General features: G+C 45.3%; 12 protein-coding genes and 1 tRNA gene. 10 read left to right on the forward strand and 3 right to left on the reverse strand.

Features of this window, described 5'->3' with window-relative positions:
* The first annotated feature begins 88 nt into the window (after nt 1-88).
* From FCH32_RS08860 to drmC, 7 genes are all read left to right on the forward strand, one after another.
* Complete coding sequence (locus FCH32_RS08860) at nt 89-295, forward strand: helix-turn-helix transcriptional regulator (protein ID WP_000288254.1); 207 nt, start codon at nt 89-91, stop codon at nt 293-295.
* Nucleotides 296-589: 294 nt separating this feature from the next.
* Complete coding sequence (locus FCH32_RS08865) at nt 590-1,633, forward strand: DNA cytosine methyltransferase (protein WP_174360760.1); 1,044 nt, start codon at nt 590-592, stop codon at nt 1,631-1,633.
* Between the two features lie 58 nt (nt 1,634-1,691).
* On the forward strand, nt 1,692-4,832 hold the full coding sequence (gene drmD, locus FCH32_RS08870) for a DISARM system SNF2-like helicase DrmD (protein WP_174360761.1): 3,141 nt from the start codon (nt 1,692-1,694) through the stop codon (nt 4,830-4,832).
* Nucleotides 4,829-8,881: an Eco57I restriction-modification methylase domain-containing protein gene (locus FCH32_RS08875; protein ID WP_174360762.1), complete on the forward strand. Its 4,053-nt coding sequence runs from the start codon at nt 4,829-4,831 to the stop codon at nt 8,879-8,881. Before drmD ends, FCH32_RS08875 begins: the two co-directional genes overlap by 4 nt.
* A 75-nt stretch (nt 8,882-8,956) precedes the next feature.
* Nucleotides 8,957-12,955 (forward strand): DISARM system helicase DrmA, encoded by a 3,999-nt coding sequence (gene drmA / locus FCH32_RS08880; protein ID WP_174360763.1) that lies wholly within the window; start codon nt 8,957-8,959, stop codon nt 12,953-12,955.
* Between the two features lie 2 nt (nt 12,956-12,957).
* Nucleotides 12,958-14,829 (forward strand): DUF1998 domain-containing protein, encoded by a 1,872-nt coding sequence (gene drmB / locus FCH32_RS08885; protein ID WP_174360764.1) that lies wholly within the window; start codon nt 12,958-12,960, stop codon nt 14,827-14,829.
* Complete coding sequence (drmC, locus tag FCH32_RS08890; RefSeq protein ID WP_174360765.1) at nt 14,822-15,583, forward strand: DISARM system phospholipase D-like protein DrmC; 762 nt, start codon at nt 14,822-14,824, stop codon at nt 15,581-15,583. Before drmB ends, drmC begins: the two co-directional genes overlap by 8 nt.
* 511 nt (nt 15,584-16,094) lie before the next feature.
* Here the strand turns inward: drmC and FCH32_RS08895 are convergent.
* A complete protein-coding gene (locus tag FCH32_RS08895) occupies nt 16,095-16,949 on the reverse strand; it encodes a hypothetical protein (RefSeq protein ID WP_174360766.1) in 855 nt (284 codons plus the stop codon).
* A 582-nt stretch (nt 16,950-17,531) separates the two neighbouring features.
* On the opposite strand from FCH32_RS08895, the gene FCH32_RS08900 reads away from it, so the two are divergent.
* A complete protein-coding gene (locus tag FCH32_RS08900) occupies nt 17,532-18,389 on the forward strand; it encodes an HNH endonuclease (protein WP_174360767.1) in 858 nt (285 codons plus the stop codon).
* A 453-nt stretch (nt 18,390-18,842) separates the two neighbouring features.
* Here FCH32_RS08900 and FCH32_RS08905 read toward each other — a convergent pair whose 3' ends face one another.
* Nucleotides 18,843-20,105 (reverse strand): tyrosine-type recombinase/integrase, encoded by a 1,263-nt coding sequence (locus FCH32_RS08905; protein ID WP_174360768.1) that lies wholly within the window; start codon nt 20,103-20,105, stop codon nt 18,843-18,845.
* Between the two features lie 199 nt (nt 20,106-20,304).
* A tRNA-Leu gene (locus FCH32_RS08910) sits at nt 20,305-20,389 on the reverse strand.
* Nucleotides 20,390-20,678: 289 nt separating this feature from the next.
* Between FCH32_RS08910 and FCH32_RS08915 the strand changes: the two genes are divergently transcribed.
* Both FCH32_RS08915 and FCH32_RS08920 read left to right on the forward strand, forming a co-directional pair.
* Nucleotides 20,679-21,692 carry an HNH endonuclease gene (locus tag FCH32_RS08915; RefSeq protein ID WP_174360769.1) on the forward strand — a complete coding sequence of 338 codons (1,014 nt, stop codon included), beginning with the start codon at nt 20,679-20,681 and terminating at the stop codon, nt 21,690-21,692.
* Nucleotides 21,692-22,273, forward strand: a complete 582-nt coding sequence (locus FCH32_RS08920; protein ID WP_096758481.1) for a class I SAM-dependent methyltransferase — start codon at nt 21,692-21,694, stop codon at nt 22,271-22,273. The genes FCH32_RS08915 and FCH32_RS08920 overlap by 1 nt, the downstream gene beginning before the upstream one ends.
* Nucleotides 22,274-22,310: the final 37 nt, after the last annotated feature.

Raw genomic sequence — 22,310 nt, forward strand, 5'->3', positions numbered from 1 at the left:
AACAGAAGCCATTGATGTGGAGGAGCTGACGGTAATGATTGGTTTACTAGCAGCTCCGGTTATTCATCTTTAACCGGAACACATCACCATGTATACAAAACCTGCACTGCTTGAAGATCAATTCATTGATATGAAATTCATTACCCAGCTTACTGGCCTGAGCGATAAATGGTTTTATAAGCTGATACAGGATGGATTATTTCCTAAACCGATTAAGCTAGGCAGAACGTCCCGCTGGCTAAAGAGTGATCTGGAAGAATGGCTATATTACCGTATTTACGAATCTCGTAATTAAACCCTATGGCCCGGAGAAAATGCTTTCATCTGTAATCAAGATTAAGCGTCCCCTTCCCTCCTTGTCAAAGCCAAGACTAATCAATACACAAGCGTTTACGTGACTTACTGTTCGTGAGATCATACCTTCAAAATCTAAATCATGGGCAGCTTCAACAGATTAGCTTGGAAATCGTTATAAGTTAACACCTAAACTCAGTGAAAACGCCGGCGAAGTTAAGCCGAAATGAGATAAGTACATGATTTCATTAACAGCTAGTCAGCTGATTTCCTTTAAGAACGAGAAGATTATTAGATGAAGAAAGTATCTTGTGTTGATTTATTTTGTGGTGCAGGCGGGTTGACACATGGTCTTGTGCTTGAGGGAGTACCTGTTGTCGCAGGTATTGATATTGATCCTGCCTGCAAGTTTCCCTATGAGACTAATAATCAAGCAAAATTTATTGAAAAAAGTGTAAGCGATTTTACATCTTCAGAATTAAATGAGCTTTACGCTGATTCAGATGTGAGGATTCTTGCAGGTTGTGCACCTTGCCAACCGTTCTCAAGCTACGCAAGACGCTATGAGCATGGTGGTAAGGATGGGAAATGGGGGCTATTGTACGAGTTTTCTCGCTTGGCTGAGGAAACGTGCCCAGATCTGATCACCATGGAGAATGTCCCTTCCGTTGCAAAACATGAAGTTTTCAACGACTTTGTCGATACCTTAAAACGCATTGGCTACCATGTGTGGTATAGCGTGATCGATTGTACGCATTATGGTGTTCCCCAAACGCGCAAACGCATGGTTCTACTCGCTTCACTACATGGCGAAATTAAGCTAACTGAGTCAACTTGCATTCAACCCATTACAGTACGGGAAGCAATTAGAAATTTACCTGCTATAAAAGCTGGTGAGTCAGACATTGGGGACAAGTTGCATGTTACTTCAACGTTGTCAGTGAAAAACCTACAACGTATCAAAGCTTCTAAACCCGGTGGGACGTGGCGTGATTGGCCAGAGCATCTAGTTGCTGACTGCCATCGCACCGATAGAGGCAAAACATACTCAAGTGTCTATGGCCGTATGGAATGGGATAAACCAGCTCCCACAATGACCACGCAGTGCTATGGCTTTGGGAACGGCCGCTTTGGCCATCCAGAACAAGACCGGGCAATCTCTTTGAGGGAAGCCGCTATCCTACAAAGTTTTCCTCAAGACTATGTATTTGTTCCCAAAGAACAAAAAGTAAGTCTTAGAATTCTGGGGCGTATGATAGGTAATGCTGTTCCTGTGAAGCTTGGTCAGGCAATCGCTCGTAGTATCAATGCACACCTTAGTGATGTGAATTTAGCCTGAACGAAGTGAGAACGTTTAACCAGCTACTGGGCATAGTGAACCGGAATCTGAATAATGTATGGATATTTCGAATAAAATAAACCAGGTCCAAAGAAGTACTCCTGAGCCAGGACAGCTCGTTGAAGTTCGCCGACGCCAATGGATCGTTGTAGAAGTCGCATCCTCTCAATTACCAACTGCTTCATCTCAGCAGCATGCAGTGACTCTTTCTTCTATTGATGAAGATGGTTTAGGGGAATTACTTGAGGTCATCTGGGAAATTGAACCAGGGGCTCAAGTAATTGAACGCGCTGGTTTGCCATCAATTACTGGCCTTGATGACTCTGACACCCTGGAAGCCTTTCTTGATGCTGTGCGCTGGGGGGCAGTGACCAAAGCAGACCACCGTAATTTCTTACAAGCACCATTTCGTAGTGGAGTCAGCATTGAGGACTTCCAACTGGATCCTTTGGTTCGTGCAATTGACATGGCTCGTGTCAATTTACTCATCGCCGATGACGTAGGCCTTGGTAAAACCATTGAGGCTGGGTTAATCATTCAAGAGATGTTACTTCGACATCGTGCTCGTACGGTTTTGATTGTCTGTCCTGCATCGTTGCAGGAGAAGTGGCGTATGGAAATGCTGGAAAAATTCGGTCTAGAATTTCATATCGTCGATACCAGTTATATCAAGAGATTAAGGCGTGAACGAGGAATTCATGCCAACCCGTGGACATCGCATCCACGGTTAATCACTTCGATGGACTGGGCCAAGAGCGGCGAAGGCCTACGCGCCATGCGTGATGTTCTCCCCCTAAAGACCAGCTATCCACGCAAATTTGACATGCTGGTCATTGACGAAGCACACAACATCGCACCAGTAGGTGGAGCAAGCTACGCCATGGAAAGTCAGAGGACTCGATTCATCCGCTCGATCAGCCCTCACTTCCAGCATCGTTTGTTTCTAACCGCTACACCACATAATGGCTATACCGAATCTTTCACTTCTTTGTTAGAACTGCTGGACGATCAACGCTTTGCCAGGAACGTACTTCCAGACGAGAAACAGCTGAATCAGGTGATGATACGTAGACTCAAAAGTGATTTGGTCGATTCAGAGGGTAAGCTGCTCTACGCTCAACGCAAACTCGAAGCCTTATCCGTCGCATACTCAGCACAAGAGCGCTCTATCCACGATAAACTAAATGAATACTGCAAAAGCAGAGAACAAGATGCAGAGAAATCTAATAAAATCTTTGGGACTGCCTTTGTCAATCAGCTGCTGAAGAAACGACTATTTTCCTCACCTGCAGCCTTCGCATCCACGCTTGAAAAACACATAGCAACTTTAACACATGGCAAGCAAACCAGTGACAAGAACGCTATGGCAGAGCGTATTCTGCGCAAAGCAATTCTTCGGGCTGAAGAGGATTACGCCAACGATCAAGAGGTAGAAAATGCCCAAGCAGAGGCCGTTGAAGAAGCCTCTCGTCACACCCTACCGCTCACGCCCGACCAGAAAGAATTATTGAATGATCTGCGCCAATGGGCACAAATAGCCAAGTACCAAGTAGATGCTAAAGCTAAGGGTGTTCTTGATTGGATTGACACAAATTTAAAAACACATGGTCATTGGAATGAACACCGGGTGATTCTGTTCTCCGAATATCGAACCACTCATCAATGGATGCACGAGATTCTTGCCAGCCATGGACTTGGTGGCGAGCGCTTGGCTATTCTTCATGGAAGCATGGCGCAGGATGAACGCGAGAAAGTCAAAGCAGCATTCCAGACATCACCTAAAACATCTGCCGTTCGCATCCTACTTGCTACTGATGCTGCTTCAGAAGGTATCGATCTGCAGAATTACTGTAATTACCTGATACATCTAGAGATTCCTTACAATCCCAATGTAATGGAACAACGCAATGGACGTATCGATCGCCACGGACAGCGCCAGAAAGAAGTCGTGATCTGGCATCCCGTGGATGGAAGTGAAAACGGTGATCTTCGTATCGGTGGTCACGGTGACGACATCCTTCGAGCTCTACGGAAACTCGAATCAATGCGAGCAGACATGGGCAGTGTCAATCCAGTCATCGCACCACAAATGTCAGGTTTGATTGAAGGCTCTATCAAAGAAATTGATACTCGTCTAGCAGAATCCAGAATCGCAAAAACCAGACGCTTCATTACTGCTGAGCGCGAACTTAAAGAACGAATTGCTAAGCTACATGATCGACTCTTGTCTGCTAAGCATGATTTTCATCTTACTCCTGAACATATCCACATGGCCGTTAATACCGGTCTCACACTTGCAGGCCGTCCAAATCTAGAGCCTTTTGAGCTACCGGATTTGCCTGCTGGCTCTATATTCAAGATGCCTGCACTGTCAGGTACATGGGCACGCTGTCTTGAAGGATTGCGACACCCCTACACCCAGCAGATTCGCCCCATAACATTTGATCACTCAGTGGCTAAAGGTCGCGATGATGTCGTATTGGTCCACTTGAATCACCGTTTGGTGCAGATGTGCCTGCGTTTACTACGAGCCGAGGTGTGGGCACATGATGATGTAAAGAACTTGCATCGAGTTACAGTACGCTCAGTACCAGACACATTACTTAATAGTCCTGCTGTGGCCGTCGTCTCACGATTGGTCATCACTGGGGGTAATCACCATCGACTTCATGAAGAGTTGACAGTAGCGGGGGGCTATCTTGGTGACAAAGCCTTTCGACGTGAAGAAGGCGTCAACAAAATTCAACAATGGTTCGAACAAGCTAAATCATTGACCACTGAATTTGCGCTATTTGATGCCTTCCGCGTTCGTTTTAATCGTGCACAAAACAGCATTCTTCAGTCTGTTGAGGCAAGATCAAAAGACCGTCTGCAAAACCTAACTAATACCCTTCAGACCCGTAAAGATCGTGAATTGGCTGATATCAGTAATGTTCTCAACGAACTTGAAAGAACTATTACTGCTGAGTTGGCGAAAGATCAACAACCTATGCAGTTTTCACTGTTCTCAGAAGATGAACGAATACAACTCAGACGTGATAATGCTGCCTTGGAAGCTCGTCTTGCACGCATACCGACAGAGCGCGAACAGGAAATACAAGCAATTGAAACTCGCTACACCAAAATTGATGACCGCACTTTCCCAGTTGCAGTCATTTTTCTCGTTCCTGAATCTACTATTCAGAGGGGTGTAGCATGAGTTTGACTAATTTACACGCCGATTGGCTATCACTGATCGACATTTCAGGACCCTTTCTCGCAATTCCCGTACTGATGGAAGCCTTCCCTCAGGGGCTAGAAGAACTCAACGGAATCAAACGCAAACGGGTACGCCAGGCCTATGATGAATGGCGTGAAGCGCTGGAACAGGAAGATCCTCTGTTAATTGAATTGCACTATGCATGGCTTGATGAGGTCCTATCTCGAGTCCTTGATCTTGATGAAGATGGTAAAAGTGATGTACTAAAACGCGTTGAATGGTGCGCAAACCATCTGGAATCTGTGCTACCGGATCATGGTGTAGCCCAGTACCCAGATTTAGCCGTTGTTGATGAGCAACGTGCAAACAAGCCATTGATGCTCATACACACCTATACACCGGACGTGGATCTTGAGGCCACGATGAAACAGGATGGATGGCTAACTACCCCGGCAGACCGCATGGTCCAGTTATGCCGCTCTCTTGATTGTCGTCTCGGGTTAGTGACTAACGGTGAACGCTGGATGTTAGTAGATGCGCCAGTTGGTGCGGTTACCTCCTTCGCCAGCTGGTATGCACGCCTATGGAACCAAGAGCCAATTACATTGCAAGCTTTTGTGCACCTGCTCGGAATCCGTCGTTTCTTCGTTAATGAATCCGAACAATTACCAGCATTGTTCGACTGTTCGCTGAAATACCAAGACGAAGTGACCGACGCTTTAGGTGAACAAGTCCGCCGCGCCGTAGAAGTATTAATACAGTCCCTCGACAAAGCTGATCAAGATCGTAATCGCGAACTACTGCACAACGTTATAGAGACCGAGCTTTATGAAGCCGCACTGACTGTCATGATGCGTCTAGTATTCCTTCTCTCGGCTGAGGAGCGCGGACTACTACTCTTGGGCGACGAACGCTACGAGACCAACTATGCGATTTCCACTCTACGCATGCAGTTACGTAAAGAGTCTTCAGAAATCCTCGAACGACGTTGGGATGCCTGGTCACGCCTGCTGGCAATCTTCCGTGCAGTTTACTGCGGCGTAGAGCACGAGAACTTGCGTCTACCCGCATTGGGTAGCTCACTGTTCGATCCCGACCACTTCCCTTTCCTTGAGGGAAGGGCCAAAGGTTCTAATTGGCGAACAGATACAGCTAAACCATTGCCAATTGATAACCGTACTGTTCTGCTCCTACTGGAAGCTATTCAACAGTTCCAGGGACGCACACTTTCCTATCGCGCATTGGATGTGGAACAGATCGGTTATGTCTACGAAGGTCTGCTTGAACGCACAGTCAGGCGCATCGGTGAAGTCACGCTAGAACTAGATGCAACAAAAAAAGCGCAATCACCTTGGGTCAAATTGGCTGAGCTGGATTCTGCAAACATGGATGGTATCGAGTGCTTGGTCGAATTGCTGCAAGAACGCTCTGGTAGTTCTGTCAGTAGGGTGCGAAAAGATCTGACTAAAACAGTCGATGACACCTTAGCCGATCGCCTCTTAACAACTTGCCAAGGCGACATACAACTACGCGACCGAATCAAACCCTACGTTCACCTACTTCGAACCGATCCTTGGGGTTATCCTTTGGTCTATCCTGCCGGGGCTTTCATCGTCACCAGCGGTTCTAATCGACGCGAGACTGGCACTCACTACACACCGAAATCGCTTACCGAAACCATCGTTACTGAAACGCTAACACCGATGGTCTATATCGGGCCAGTGGAAGGTACTCCACGTGAAGCGTGGAAACTTAAATCCCCCGTCGAACTTCTTGATATTAAGATCTGTGACCCTGCAATGGGCTCGGGTGCTTTTCTTGTACAAGCCTGCCGCTGGCTGGCCGATCGTCTCGTTGAGGCTTGGTCGCTGGCTGAAGAAGCAGGAAAAATGGTGAGTGAGGACGGCTACGTACTGGAGATGCCTGACACAAAAGAGCTACTGCCACGCGATACCGATGCTCGCATCGTCATCGCCCGCCGCCTTATCGCCGAACGCTGCCTTTATGGTGTTGACTTGAATCCACTGGCAGTTGAGCTTGCTAAGCTTTCCATCTGGCTAGTAACGTTAGCTAAGGGTCGACCATTTGGGTTTCTTGACCACAATTTACGCTGTGGTGACAGTTTGCTTGGTATCCATCGGATTGATCAGCTTACCCAGCTTTCGATGAGTCCTACAACTCAAGGACAGCTGCGTCTGTTCGGCAAAGATATTAAGCAGGCTGTACACGAAGCCATTGCGCTGCGCCAGCAATTACGTGAGACATCTATTCGCGATGTGCACGACGTGGAGTCTATGGCACAACTGAACACCAATGCTCAATTCAGACTAGATGTGCCGCGACGTATTGCAGATGCGTTTATCGGGGAAGTATTTGCAGCAAACGGCAATGCCGTAGCATTGGAAACCGCTTTAGTATCTCTTGCCATCCAAGCCGAGCAAGCGATGGAAGGTGATAACGAACAACTTGTGTTAATACAACAAAGGACAATCACTGCTTTTTCTACTGATTTGCTCACCGACAAGCTATCTCGTAAGCCTTTCCATTGGCCATTAGAGTTTCCAGAGGTGTTTGAGCGTTGCGGAGGATTTGACTGTATAGTCGGTAATCCACCATTTTTAGGTGGACAAAAAATTACTGGTACCATGGGTGATTGTTATCGAGAGTATTTGGTAAACGCAATCGCTGGCGGAAAACGGGGTTCTGCTGATTTGGTTGCCTATTTCTTTATTAAAGCTAATTCTTTACTTGCTCCTCATGGATTCTTTGGGTTGATCGCGGTGAATACCATATCAGAAGGAAATACCAGAGAAGTTGGGCTTGATTCAATACTTAATTTAGGCTCAGTAATTTATAGCGCAATCCCAAATTTAGTGTGGCCAGGTAAAGCTAATGTTGTTACTAGTAGTGTGTTTATTTCAAAATCAAAATGGAACGGCCCTTTATACATTTCAGATCATCAAGTTTCAGTCATTAGTGCAGCATTAACGCAGCGAGAAAACTGGCGACCTGTCAAGTTGAAGGATAGTTGTGGTCTAGTATTTCAGGGAGTTATAACTCTTGGCGAAGGATTTTTAATTGACAACGAAACTTATACAAATTGGGTTGATGAAAGGGACAAATCCTGTGAGATAGTTTTTGACTATCTGATAGGGAAAGAGGTGAATCAATCACCAACACATGCACCAAGTCGAAGAGTGATTAATTTCTTTGATCTTGATGAAAGTGCTGCTACGCAATATTCATCTGCATTCAATTTAATTGAAAAATTTGTCAAACCGGAAAGACAGCGTCAGAAAGATGGTGAGTATGTGCTTAGAAGCCCTCTACCACAGCGGTGGTGGCAATATGGAGAAAAAAGACCAGCTTTATTTCATAAAATTGGAAGAGGTTCAAACTTCATTAGCCATCCTAAGGGCTGGAGTAATGATATTAAACCGCTTAAGCGAGTTATTGTTTTTGCAACAGGTGCAACAAAATATCCCTGTTTTACACTAGTACCGAATACATATATCTATGCTAATACACTCTGTGTAATTGCTAGCGATAGCTATTCACTATTTGCTTGCCTGTCATCCGATATTCACGCGGTTTGGGCTTGGGAACATGGTTCTCGAATGAAGCAAGACTTACGTTATACGCACGGAGATATCTTCGAAACATTTCCTTTTCCTCCAGATGTTATAGATCAAAACGATCAATTACTATCTTCTTTGGGAGCAAAATTTTTCGAAGAAAGAGCGACATATATGGTGAATGAAAATCAAGGGATGACCAAGTTCTACAATGCCTTCCACAATCCAGAAAGATCATCTCCATCTCTCAGCGAATTACGCAAACTGCAAGTAAAAATAAATCTAGCTGTGTTACATGCCTATGGTTTCGATGACTTGGACTTAAGCCATGATTTTCATGAAGTGGCGTACTTACCAGAAGGAAAAAATATTCGCTATACCATCAGTGAGTTTGCCAGAGAAGAATTGCTCTATCGCTTGGCTAACCTGAACAGAATCCGGCATGAGGAAGAACAAAGAAAAGGATCAAAGTAATAAGAGAAAATAGGTCCCCAAACCAATAGACCATCGGAACCGTGTATAAGGCAGTATTTTGGGTAAGGAGCCCGTATGACAGAGAAAAGCAAATCAACTATATCGCCTAATGCATGGTTCGCTATTGACCGTGACCGAGTGAAAGATCCCGCCTTAGCCTCCTTTGCACTGCTATTAAAAGGTGGACGTCCCCTTAATCAAGGTATATCCAATGACGATTGGGTATTGATCCTGGACAAAACAGGTCATATCACCCGAGTGGGGCGTATTCTGCGTATTCGTTCTGATCTCGAAACCACCACACTCTTTTTCGATCGAATGTTGCAGGTTGAGCCATCGGTTTCAATTGGTATGACCTCCATCAAATTACCTGCTAAAGGAAGCTCTGGTCGCATTCAATGGAAAGATTTCATTGAAATGCTCCCCGAGGTACTGCACACGAGCATTGCTGAAATACCAACGATCGAAGATCAGACATACATCCGTGAATTACTGCAGTTGGCTGTGATGGATGACTTGCTCGGTCCGGCAGCCGGTCCTAATGAACTTATAGTCGATATGGGAGTGAGAGACCGCTATTTGGTTGGTAAGCTTGCGCCACGTGAAGCAGCCGAACGCGGCTCAGAGTTTCCAGTAGATCCAGAAAATGCAGACGATGATGCTGGAGACCAGATTGTTAAAGCTCAGACGACAAAAGTTAATTCTCCAACAGTAGCTGGTCGTGGAGAACCTGACGCACCGGAAGAAATTGATGCCGCTAGCAACCAATCATTGATACCAAGTAGCCTCGGAATGACTTTCTGTGTAGACGGCGATGTTGCTCAAATCGAAATCGAAGCTCGTTGGGGACGTTACGAACGCAGCGAAGATCATGAGATCTACAGAACTCGCAAAAACAAGGAAACAGGAGTCGAAGAGCAGACAAAAGCCAAAGTCTGGCAGCGCATCCCTTGTGGTGGGAAAAGAGTATTATCGCTTACCGAAGGGGTTATTTCACCAGAACCGCTAGACTGCACCACTCCAGAAGTCCTGATACAAGGTACCATCCGTCCCAAAAATGAGAATGGCGATCGGCTAGTCACACTATTCCTTGTCAATAATCAGGAAGAACCGCCTTCTAACCGTGACTCGGCATGGGTTTTCCAACCTGAATTGATTGCTCGACCAATACAAGATGCTGTCGACCCATTTGTTTTTAGGCGTAAACCTGTTCTGAATGCTGACGGTGTGGATCCTGAACGCGAAGCATTAGAAATGATTTACCAGAACCGCGTAGAATTTGCAGTAGGGCATGGTGTTGCGGTACATGCTGAAACTGCGGATAACGTAGAACTAGCGACAGAAATTCGTACGACTGTGATGCCTCAGTACGAGGTACAAAGAACTGAGACGCCTGGTCTTGATATATCTGATCGGCCAGCGCTGCAGAAAATGGTAAGTAGTGGTTTCCTTGATATGCAGACACTGGCGACTTTGGATATAGATTCGCTCGTTAATGCATTGAGTATGCTGACCAAGGACTACGATGCGTGGATAAGTGAGCAGTACTCAAGCATGGGAACCAAGGCTACAAGATTTGACGCTCAAGCCCAAGCAGCCATGGATAGATGCAAAGAAATTCTTATCCGCCTGCAACAAGGTATTGACACACTTAAACATAATGAAAAAGCGTTGCTGGCTTTCCGTTTCGCTAACCGGGCAATGGCAGCACAGCGCATACGCAGTTTATACGCACTGGATAAACGTCGTGGAAAAGATGTTACGGTCGAAAAATATAATAAAGAAAAAAACCGTACCTGGCGCCCTTTTCAGTTGGCATTCCTGTTGCTTTCCATCCCATCGTTGGCAGACCCGTGCCATCCCGATCGAGTACAACCTGTAAATGCTTATGCTGACCTACTGTGGTTTCCTACTGGTGGCGGCAAGACTGAAGCCTATTTAGGTGTAGCGGCCTTCACTATGGCCATACGGCGTCTACAGGGTAATTTAGGCGGGTATGATAGCTCACGCGGCTTAGCCGTTATCATGCGATACACACTTCGCCTGCTAACACTGCAGCAGTTTCAGCGTGCGACAGCTTTGATTTGCGCAATGGAAGTATTGCGCCGCGAAGCACAAGATAATGGAGATAAATCCCTTGGTATAGAACCTTTCACTATAGGTCTTTGGGTCGGAAATAAGGTGACTCCGGGTTCTACCGATGACAGTCATCGAGCCGTTGAAGATGCCCGCAATCCAGGTAAGTACAATGCAGGTGCAGCTTCACCCGCCCAACTAACCAGTTGTCCTTGGTGTGGTACCGAAATAGCACCAGGACAGGACGTAGAGGTTCACAAGGACAAATCGGGTGGCCGAACTTTCGTTTACTGCGGTGACAAAAAGGGGCGTTGTGACTTTTCAAAGGGCAAATCAAGCAATCAATCACATCCCGGTATTCCAGTATTGGTAGTGGATGAAGAGATCTATCACCGCCCTCCAACGATGATGATTGCCACAGTGGACAAGTTCGCCATGATGGCGTGGCGCGGTCAGGTACGGACACTCTTTGGCCGGGGGGGACAGGAATGTACGCGGCATGGTTTGCTCTGGCCAGGAGCCAACTGCAACGGCAATCACCCAGCCTCCAAGGGGCAACCTTCCACTAAGGCGAAAACTATCGGCCCTATCCGACCACCAGACCTTATTATCCAAGATGAGTTCCATCTCATCAGCGGGCCTCTGGGCACGATGGTAGGGTTATATGAAACCGCTGTTGATGAGTTGTGTAGTTGGACACTTGATGACAAGACCGTCAAACCGAAAGTCATCGCTTCTACAGCAACCGTCCGCAAAGCTAAAGAACAAGTAAACAGCGTCTTCATGCGCAAAGTAGCAGTGTTTCCGCCGCATGGATTGGATGTTGAAGATAACTTTTTCTCGGTTCAACGTGCAATAAAAGAGAAGTATGGTCGTCGTTATCTCGGCGTATGTTCACCCGGTAGCTCAAGACCTGCAATGTTAATTCGCGTTTACACCGCTTTCCTGACCGCGGCACAAGAATTATTTAACCACTTTGGTGAACCAGCCGATCCCTACATGACTATGGTCGGTTATTTCAACTCGCTACGTGAATTAGGTGGGATGAAACGACTGGCAGAGGATGATGTGCAGACACGTTCTTATCGGGTCCAAATGAGTATGGTTGAGCGGCCCGCATTGGCACAACGCAGTATAAGCAACATTCGCGAACTAACTTCCCGCGTATCTAGCCAAGACATTCCTAAATACCTTGATAACTTAGAGGTTAAATTCAAGTCTGAATTTGATACAACTACCGGTAAATATGTTACCAGATGGCAGGAAGGTGATACTCGAGCCATTGATATCGTACTCGCCACCAACATGTTGTCAGTAGGTGTTGATATCAATCGACTTGGTCTCATGGCAGTGAATGGTCAACCCAAAGGAACAGCGGAATATATTCAGGCTACCAGTCGCGTGGGGCGCTCATTTCCTGGTTTGGTTTGTACCGTACTCACATGGGCTCGTCCGCGAGACTTATCTCACTATGAAACATTTGAACATTATCACGCCACTTTCTACAAACATGTAGAGGCTCAATCGGTCACCCCATTCTCTCCTCGAGCTATGGATCGCGGTTTAACAGGGACTCTGTTAAGCCTTGTACGTCTGGAGAATGACGCATTCAACCCGAATGAAGGCGCAGGCCAATTGAGTACGTCTAATCAATTCGAGATCAGCAATGCCATCAAAGTGCTGGCAACAAGAGCAGGTAATGTTGCGGAAGACAACTCGCGTAAAAAATTAGCAGAGAATGAATTGAAAGAGCGTGCCGACGAATGGGCAAAAAAAGCATCTATGGGCGGAAGAATTCTCGGATATGAAAAGCGTGGGCCTGAAAAGGATAAGACAGTTAATTTAATTGAATCTCCAGGCCTGAAGCCGTGGGATAACTGGACGGTTCCAATGTCAATGCGAGAAGTCGAACCGGGCGTACGACTGATAATGAACAAAAACCATATCACTGATGATAAAGATTGGAAGCCACGTCCCGCAACGAAGGGTGAGGATTGAATATGAATAGTGATGAGAAAACACCTGTGGGTGAAGTACGCCCCAGCCAATTACTTTGGACCTATGGGCCTGGAGCGCTAATTGATCTTCCAAATCTATCTGTCGTAACGCTTGGAATAGACCGGTGGGAAAAGAACCGTTGCCAGCCAATCCAGGAAATCCGGCTGCTTGAAGCAGTTCGGAAGAAATTGGGAGATCAAGTTGAAAGTTTGCGTATGCCACCATTTCAGAAAGGTGAAGTGGTCGATATGTGGTCTGCTGAAGCAAATATAGGAGTTCCCGTTCGTCCTTTCCCACGGTGGCTACGTTGCGTAAAGTGCGGGCTTCTTTCACCTTATGATGCTGGATTATTTGAGATCAAAGAAAATCGGTATAGACCCGAACGCACTCGCTTTCTCCATAAAGGCTGCCGAGGTTCTAAAGGAGATCAGCCTGCCAGGGACGCGGATGCCGTACCTGCCCGTTTCCTGTTGGCCTGCCGTGATGGTCATCTTGATGATTTTCCTTGGCATTACTTTGTTCACGGCGGCAACAGCTCGTGCAAAGGGACGCTGCGATTCTTTGAAAGTGGAGCCTCGCTACAAACCGAAAATTTATGGGTAAAATGCGATGAATGCGAAGCCTCAAGGAGTATGGCACATGCGTTTGGTAAGGCAGGCAAAGAGAATCTTCCTGCATGCAGGGGACGTCATCCTCACTTGGATTACTTCGACACCGAATGCGATGTGGAACCACGTGCAGTATTGTTAGGAGCCACTAATAGTTGGTTTCCGATGACGCTGTCTGCACTCGCGATCCCTCTGTTGCATGTATCACCATTACATCAGATTATTATTGATTATTGGGATGATCTCGCTGATGTGGAGGATCGTTCTGAGCTGAAGGGGATACTCAAAGCGCTCAAGAAAAGGGGTGAGGCTCAAGGCATTGAGAAACACGACCCAGAGACAATTTGGTTAGCTATTGAAGCACATCGGTCGGATAATTGTGAAGAATCTGTCGGTGAGATCGATATCAAAGGGCCAGAGTGGGATGTTCTAATAGAACCAAATCCCCCTGCAGACTACCCACATTTCATGAGTAAGAAGACCTGTACTCCTCCACGATTTTCACCATTTATCGAACGAGTATTACTCCTAGAACGGCTACGTGAGGTCAATGCATTAGTCGGATTTACTCGAGTTGAAGCGCCTGAAGAATCTGACGATCCGAGTGAACGTGTTCAAATGGCTAATCTATCGCGAAACAGACCTGACTGGGTGCCAGCCAGCCAAGTACATGGCGAAGGTATTTTCCTCCAATTTAATGAAGAAGTCTTAGTTGCTTGGGAGTCGCTGGATGCGGTCAAAAAAGTGGACAAAATGCTTCGTGATGGGCATACCGGATGGCGAAATTCACGTCATCTAGATCCCAATGAGGGCTATCCAGGTATTCGCTTTGCCATGCTTCACACACTTTCACACGTGCTGATTCGTGAGCTGGCACTGGAATGTGGATACAATGCCGCAAGTATTCGTGAACGCATCTATGCCAATACAACCTATGATAGTCCGCAGGCTGGTATCCTTATCTACACAGCTGCCGCCGATTCAGACGGTACTCTGGGAGGTCTAGTCGATCTTGGTAAACCGGAAAATCTAGGTCGGTTACTAGTACAAGCGCTGAATCGCTCAACGGTTTGCTCCTCTGACCCTCTATGTTCTGAACATGATCCAGCGAAGGATCGCTCGTTGCATGGTGCCGCATGCCATGCATGCAGTTTAGTAGCCGAAACCTCTTGCGAGAAGGGAAACCGCTACTTGGATCGAGCTCTGCTTGTGCCAACACTTGAGTACGCTGATGCAGCTTTCTTCAAGGATTTATTAAATGGATGAACTTCTGGAAGCCATTTCAGCATTGATCTCTCTTGTCTCATCCGAGAAGGTAAGATCCATCGCTGAGCACATGCGTCGCATTAACGCCAACAAATCTATGACCACACTAGACAGTGTGGTCAGTACCCCGATAGCTGCGACAGTGGTCAAACAACTCGCGATCGCTTGGCAGAAGACTTCCATCAGTCCAAATGAGTTAGCAGCTATGCTTCTTGCTGCCAGCCACATATATTCCAAAGTTACTTCAGAGCAATCTACTGAATTAGTGTGGACCGGGCCAACTACACCATTTGTTTCAGCGCGCCGCACCGAGCAGGCATTACTGCAGGTTATTAGCGCAGCAGAGCGAACTCTGTTCATTACTAGTTTTGTCGCTTATAACGTTCCGACTATAGCGAAAGCACTAAACGCAGCAAATGAGCGTGGAGTTATGATCTCAATTTTACTTGAATTATCCCAAGACCAAGGTGGTAGTGTAACTTTCGATACGATCGCAAAGATGAGGATACAAGTGCCGTCTGCCAAGCTTTATACATGGCAAGATAAGGACAATGAATATTATGGCGGATGTGTCCACGCAAAAGTTGCAGTTGCTGATGCCAAGGAGTGTTTTATTACCAGTGCAAACCTAACCGAACATGCTATGGAAAAGAACATAGAAGCAGGCGTGCTTATTTCAGGTGGAAGCATTCCAAAGCAACTTAATGAGCATCTTTTTTCACTTGTTAAAACAAAAATAATTAGTTTAGTGTGACCAAATTATATGCATTGCTCAGGTTTGAGATTAGATATATTAGTCGCAACCAGATCTAACTACGTGCTATACAATCGGGGAAAAGTGGACATAGTACCTGAAAATAGCATTCGTAGCAGCGCCCTGGATACTCCTAAATTGTTTGTGGCGATTCATTGTAATGATATCAAAGCAACTATACTTAAATCACGATATGAGTCACATACAATCATTCCCCCACAATAAACCAACAATGCTTTAATATTGTTGATTTATTGTGATTTTTAATAATTCAGATGTTTTATATTACAATTGAATAGTGCAATTTATCTCTGAACAGGACCTCAAAATGTCAATTAACACTCAAGCAACTGAGATAAATTTTCAGCTTCTAGTACAACGCCATCTACAGCAACGACTTCTGGCGGCGCCAAGCGAGAAATGAACTTGACACAGCCCCCCAGATCTTACCGATGAAAATAACATACCAATGAGATAAAGAGAATCACGCAACGAGTTATTTTCAAAAACCTTATTTAATAATCTCTTGGTAACTACTTAGAGCTCTTTTATATATTAAATCGCTTCTATTACCTAAATTATCAATCACATATTCATATCCAAATTTTAAATCTAAATCTCTAACGAAATTTTCAGTTTCAGACGAGATGATATCAATTGTACTAGCTAACTGAACTCGCCCCAAAGTAGACGACGAATTCCATGCATATTTTGGAGAATGTTTCAGCATGGCTATAAGTTTTATTACTTCTTCCACAATGAAATTTTCATCTAATTTATCATATGATGATTTAATAAAACTAGGGTATCGATACCACTGAAACTCATCTATTATAGAAAAATCAATTAGACTTTTTCTTGGAATAAATGCAGCAAAGGGTATTTTTTTTAACTCAGAGACTAGCTCTTGTTTGATAAATATTCTTGCGCCTTTACCTGCTCCCTCGAGTTTCACCGCATCTGTTACTGCACCACCACAAATAAACATTCCGAGCTTAGTATTTATTTTTTCGGGTTCAACAATCTGTCCATTTGCGAGCCCCCCCCTACAAAGGAGTCCGCCCAGAACAGACCTCCACATTATATCACGAGCTACATTAACAACCACATTCGGGTCTTCTGACCAAATAAAAGCACAATCAGATAGTTGTGCCACCTTGACGTTTTTTAGGTCTTTTGTAGCAGATACTAATATTCTTCTGAATTTTAATAATAATTTTGCACAAAACTGATGTTCTGAAAAACCACTATTATAACTAAAGTTATGCGCCAGAAAATCCTTTTCACTAATGTCTACTTTTCCTTGAGTCAAAGCGCCAACGCCAAGAATATCTACAAAAAAAACCGCTCCAGTGTATTCTTTCAAAGAATCCCCCAATAGTATCCTTAATCACAATCCGACATAGGCTTAGGAAGAAGCAATTCTTCTTATCATGCCAGTGATTCTGCCTAATTTAAGTTCAGTCGAAACTGAAATCAATAGCAGTACTAAATTAGCAATATCCGATTCTTGCACAGGCTGTGTGAAAATTCAGACTAAGAACTGAAATGCGTGAAGCTATGCAAAATCTGAAACTGAACGACTGGACAACTACGCAGAGACACAGTTTTCAGCTCTGCTTTTTGCCGCATCGTTTTCACACTGCCTGTGCACAAAGAGAACGTAATGCGTATGTAATGCTTTGCCATCTACTATAACTTACTAACTCAAATGAGATGACACGTGCTTAATGGGTTAGGCGTTTCTTTGGCACGTACATCATGACCAAGGATATCGCGGCGCAAAAGATAAGTAGGGAATCAGGTGCGACGTTGCGGTACTACCGCCCTTTCTGAGCGCTGGTAAGAGCAAATCTGCCGGAAAAGTGTATACTTTAAACATAAACAGGCAAAAATGGTTTGAAGCAATTAGTAGTTATATTCTTTATTATTTTCACAGGTGGGTAGTATGAGTTTTTCGCAAAAAGAAATCGAAGAACATGAACATTATGAATCATATTATTTCTGTAATGTTGTCAAAAATGTATTGAGCAATCAAAGTGCTTATATGAGAGGTCTAAATGATTATTATGGCGATGGTCGATCTCTTGTATTCAACAAGGCTTTTCCAAAATGGTCGCACTTTCATTACTTCATTGAATTTATTATTGATTGTGTGTATCTTGAGAGTTTAAACTATAATGAGCTTGAGACGCGTCTGAAAGCATTCAAAAACCACGCAAAAGATTTTGGCGCAAACTCTAGTGATGCAGTTGTTTCTTTCAATAATATGCGACAATCATACTTGCTGTATCTTAATAAGATAAATGTATCTTTGAGTGTAAGTACCGCAACTGAATTAGATGGTTTTTTAAACGATTTTTATGAGAGCTTGGAGTTTGAAGAATATAAAGAAAGAACGATTAAAGAGGTGTTTTATATTTTATTTGGGGATCGTTTTGTTTTACAGTTATATAATGAGATGATCGCTGAGGTTAGAGAGGGAGATTGGGATTCTATAAATTGTAAGGAAAGTGTCACTACAAAAAAGGGATATCTCAAAAGATCAGCGATCCCAAAATGGGTACAAAAAGCTGTATATCATCGAGATAAAGGTCGCTGTGTGCTATGTAAAAAAGATTTGACTGGATTGATAAATATTTATAACAAATCTAATTACGATCACATCGTTCCATTAGCTAGGTTTGGAATCAACGATGTTTCTAATATCCAATTACTCTGTGAAGCATGCAATCAGAAAAAAAATGCAAATAACAATCAATCTTCAAAAGACTACTTCCCTTGGTATGTCATTGGAAAGAATTAGCATTTAGACTCATGGGTAAATATTAATGGCATATCGAAAATAATCACCTAAATTATCAGCATTAGCCACATTACGCTACAGTGCCTATATCGCGGTATAATGATCGGAATTTTACCTTGATATTTTTCAGATAAAAGAGAAACCGTATCGTATACCTCCACCTAACAAATGCAGCTTTTATTTCTGAGTAAGACATAGTGGTAAAACGAAAGACGCTTATGACAAGACGAACGTAGACCTTGCTTCATCAAGCGATTCTTACCAAAGAGGAGCAGGTTACCACAAAAGATTAAGTATGAGCCAATGCAGATAATTGTTGCTGGATATTAAATCAGCATTCACCATCCAACCATAGGTGAAAAAGACATCTGACTATTGATACTGCCAAATGCCTTTATGACGAATACTATGCATTAGCCGCGAAATCTCATGCAACCAATTTATTATTTTTATCTATTTTCCAACATTGATTTTCGCAAAATCAAACGGGCTAACCCCCTTCTCCCGATTCGCATCCAAATAATCCGCCCACCACTGCACCATCAGCCTCCGCTCCCCTAAGTGTTCAGCCTTATGAATATAAGCCGCACGCACAGAGTTACGCTCTTGATGACTCATCTGCCGTTCTACAGCATCCTTCGACCACAATCCCGACTCAATCAATGAACTACAAGCCATGGTTCTAAAACCATGTCCGCAAACTTCAACTTTCGTATCGTAGCCCATCACACGCAAAGCCTTGTTAACCGTGTTCTCACTCATCGGCTTACGAGGATCATGATCGCCAACGAAAATTAGCTCGCGATTCCCACTCATACTTTTGATCTTTTCCAAAATCAATAGAGCTTGCCGCGATAAAGGAACAAGATGAGGAGTCCGCATTTTTGATCCTCGATGTGAATGCTTCACACCTTCCAGTGGCTCACGCTCCCCCGGAATCGTCCACATTGCGTTTTCAAAATCGACTTCTGACCAGCGAGCAAAACGCAACTCACTAGATCGAATGAAGACTAACAACGTCAGCTCGACAGCTAAGCTTGTTAATGGTCTGCCGGTATATGTGTCGATACGATGAAGTAGTTCAGGAATGCGATTAAGTTCTAGCGCAGCACGATGCTGTCGTTTAGCTGTGGCAACTGCTCCAGCGATCTCTTGTGCGGGGTTGTAATCAATTAAACCGCTTTGCACGGCAAATCGCATAATTGCTGTTGTTCGTTGCTGTAGACGCGCCGCCACTTCAAGACGTCCAGACATCTCTACGGCTTTGATGGGAATAAGTAAATCTCTGGTTTTTAACTCAGCGATATTCCGCTTACCAATCGCATCGAACAGATTATCTTCCAGACTTTTAAGGACACGGGCACTATGGGACTCAGACCACTTTTGATTGCTAGCGTGCCAGTCTCTGGCAACAGATTCAAAAGTGATGACCTCTTTAGCCTGTTCTTCTTTTACTGCACGCTTATGCTCACGAGGATCGACACCGGCAGCAACAAGCCTCCTGGCCTCTTCCCTCTTTTGACGAGCATCAGCCAGTGAGGTTTCGGGGTAAACACCAAAAGCCATCAGGTGTTGTTTACCGCCAAAGCGAAAACGAAACCGCCAATACTTTGAGCCATTTGGGTGAACAAGCAAAAACATGCCGTCGCCATCGACGAGCGAGTATTCCTTTGCCTCAGGTTTTGCCGAACGCACCTTGGTATCAGTCAGGGCCATGATGGTATTCCTTCCATATGCTGCCGTGAGTATATAAGCATTATCGAACCAGCATATATACTCGGTTCTATACTCACAAGCATGTTGATGTGGGGTAACTCAGATTGACGTCAGTTGACTGAAAAGCGGGGCAAAGCCTTGCGGGGACTGGATTTTAGCCATAAAAAAAGACGTCCGTGGACGTCTATTTACATACATATGGTGCCGAAGGCCGGACTCGAACCGGCACGTATTTCTACGGTTGATTTTGAATCAACTGCGTCTACCGATTTCGCCACTCCGGCACGGAAGGGATGCGGAAAACGTTGTGGATTATACCTGTCGCACGCCACCATGCAAGCGGCAGCGCACGATAGTCGCGCTAAGTGTTGAAAAAAACAGCGCCATTGCGGTTCGATCGCCCACGCGCCCTTCTTCCTCCCGCTATTCTCATCTCTAACCTGAATTTTTCCGGAATTTACCTCGCAAAAAAATGCAACGTGACCCGCTCGGTTTACATTTGCTGCTGTTTACTATGAGATATCGTTACTGAATCCAGTAATAGCAGTTACCAACCGTTCTCAGGACACCGTTATGCGTTTCTATCAGGTTGAACCCACGCTGGAAAACTACTGGCGCGGGATTATCCTCTTTGGCAAGAATGTGGCTTCCTACAAGTTTGCGCTCGCCCATGCCTTGCACGAACTCAAACCTGATGGCAGCGATCTCATCACACTTGAAGATCTGGCTGTACCGTTCAGCAGCCATTTGTGCCGCCATCTCAGACATGCGCCAAAGCAGATAACCTCACGCAGCAGCCAGTTTATTACCGCCTGTACGCAATTTAATAACGGCGAGATCACGCGTGATGAACTCACCGCCATCACGGTCCGGCAAGGGTTTAATAACGTGATTGATGCCTTTCATAATGTGAATCAGGGCGAAATTGAAAAACGCTTTTTTATTGATGAGCGTAAAACGCATAAAGGCATCCGGATGACGGATAATTTCTACAATCTGGGTGAACGTCTGCAATACCGAAACCTTATTTTTGAAACAGATGCGCGCTGGAACCTCGTCGAACAAGCCTGGGCAATGAATATCTCCAGCCACCTGATAAATGTCGAGTATGACAACGATGACCAAATGCTGTTTAGCAGGAACAGTGACCGGCGGGTGACGATCTCCAGCTGTCGTGACAGCCTTAACGGTTATCAGAAGGGGCGCTGCTTCTACTGTTTTGCGCCTATTAGTTTGCTCCCTGGCGACGACACCTTTGCCGATGTTGATCATTTTATCCCGTGGAAAGCTCGGGGACAGGTCGCAAATATCGATGGCGTCTGGAATCTGGTACTCGCCTGCAAAGAATGTAACCGGGGTGGGAAAGGCAAATTTGCCCAACTTCCCTCACCCAGGCTACTTCAGCGTCTTCGGGACAGAAATGAATATTTCATAAACAGCCATCTTCCACTGCGTGAAACATTGATTCGCCAGACGGGCGCGACCCCGACGCTGAGAAACACATTTTTGAACGACAGCTGGAACGAGGCGCTTAAAATACTCTTTCACCAATGGGAACCCCTTGCACAAGGAACGGATACATTCTGATGACTCTCGAATATTACCAGCGCCACGCGCAGGATTTTTTTAGCTCTACGGTTAATGTCGATATGGAATCGCTTTATCTCCCCTTCCTGCGACACCTCCCGCAGAGCGGACGTATTCTGGATGCAGGCTGCGGCTCCGGCCGTGACAGTAAGGCCTTCCTGGAAAAAGGTTATCAAGTCGAAGCATTCGATGCCTCTGCAGAAATGGTTAACCTTGCCAGCCAGCATACCGGACTGTGCGTCAAACAGATGACATTTAACGATATCGCCGACACCGAACGCTATGATGGTATCTGGTGCTGTGCATCGTTGCTGCATGTGAGCGCCGAAGCGTTACCCGGTGTAATGAGCAAACTCGCTCACGCGCTTAAAACCGGGGGGATATGGTATGTCTCGTTCAAATACGGCGAAACAGAAAGAGTGAAAGACGGCCGTCACTTTACCGATCTCACCGAGCAGGGACTGGAAAAGCTGATCGCACCGCTGAGCGATATCACGCTAATCAGCAGTTGGACGACGCTCGATAAGCGTCCTGACCGCGACGAAATGTGGCTCAACGCATTGCTGCAGAAAAGGCCCTAATCCCCCCTTCTGCGAAGCACCCTATTTCCCCATGCTC

The organism is Citrobacter gillenii (assembly GCF_013337685.1).
Lineage (GTDB): Bacteria > Pseudomonadota > Gammaproteobacteria > Enterobacterales > Enterobacteriaceae > Citrobacter > Citrobacter gillenii.